The 1430-nt window shown below is 36.6% G+C and carries 1 protein-coding gene; it reads right to left on the reverse strand.

Annotated elements, in window-relative coordinates:
• The coding region (locus tag QT987_RS29730; RefSeq protein ID WP_333247077.1) for a transposase at positions 1-1280 on the reverse strand (1280 nt) is incomplete at its 3' end.
• Positions 1281-1430: the final 150 nt, after the last annotated feature.

A 1430-nucleotide genomic window follows, 5' to 3' on the forward strand; every position in this document is an offset into this window, starting at 1 on the left:
TAAGCAGCCAGAGTACCATAAGACAAGACTGAAGGAAGGTTAGGGTGATTTAAAATCAAATCCGGGTCTAAATCTAACTTATCAATAAAGGTAGAAAGTAGATGCTTATTGAATTCCAGACGTTTATAAGAGGCCATAGAAAACACAAAAGATTTGGCAGATGAATGACAACTAGAAAGTTCATGTTTGGCTAAGTTTAAGGCAATTAGACTGGCATTAAAGTGAAAATCAAGCCGTGGTAAATGACGAGCTTGACAATCCGACAATCCCGTAAATTGCTTGGCATCACGAAAAATAAATTCAATCTGGAAACGAGCCTGATAATATTCAACAATTTGCTCAGGCGGTAAGTGAATATCAGTGCTAAATAATAAAGCATTTTTAATTTCTCCGTTGGCTTGAACCTCAGAGATACAAGCCAACCTAATTTGGCAATTTAAACAACAACTCCACACCACCAATGTATATAATGAAACTCCCGGTTTTATTTCTTTAACAAAATTAAGACGACTCAAATCATGGCAGTCAACCTTACCATCATATTTACGTGGAGCTCCCAGTTTCTTTTGTTCACCAGTATAAAGATAGCGTAGGTTAGCATCAACTCTTAACTTGCCAATAAAGTCTAAATTTAACTCCCGCACAGCATCCCAGAATTTAGAGCGGTAGTAATAGCCATCAGCGACCAAATAACGTACAGAATTTGGGAAGAAATAACGAGTATTCTTTAGATGTTGTGCATAGTCATCAACTCTTGTGATGTCAGGCGTTGAGCTTTGAGACTCCTGTTTTTTGCGAGATTTTTTTGACCAGCTATTCTTCGGTTTTTGTGGTATTTTTTTCACCTTCTTTATTTGAGGGCGTGATGGAGTTTGTTGTACGCTTAAGCTATAAGATAAACGACTCTCAATTTCGACAATAGAAATTACAGAAATTTCCAACCCCTGTTCCGATTTCCCCGCTACACCATTATAAAAATAACCCTTACCGTCAGTTTTTTTGCCACTTTTTTTTAAAAAAGAACAATCGATAACGGCAATGACTGTGTGTTCAGGATTTAAGGCAGATTCGAGGAAATATTGATTAAATTGTGGAAAATTAAAGCTTTTGAGAAAGTGACGACGGTAGGTTTTTTCGCTCAAATAACTATAACGACTGAGATTCGTGAAGTTGACCTTACCATAGACCAGCAAAATAGTTGAGAATAAAGTGATTAAAAACTTCTTTTGGGGTTGACTAATTCCTGGCAGTTGTTGTAAGATGGATTCAATAATCTTCATAAGGCAATCTGTTGAGCTTGTGTGTTTTTATAGCTTAACCTAAAAGAGTGCCTTTTTTTCTGTTTATTTTGGGTTCAGATAGCACTCAGTTTTTTCGCTTCTGTGCTTTATTGCGTAAGCATCCCTATTTAAAAACTGTCCGGAGTATTG

Source organism: Microcoleus sp. SVA1B4 (assembly GCF_036700545.1).
In the GTDB taxonomy this organism is placed as follows: Bacteria; Cyanobacteriota; Cyanobacteriia; order Cyanobacteriales; family Microcoleaceae; genus Microcoleus.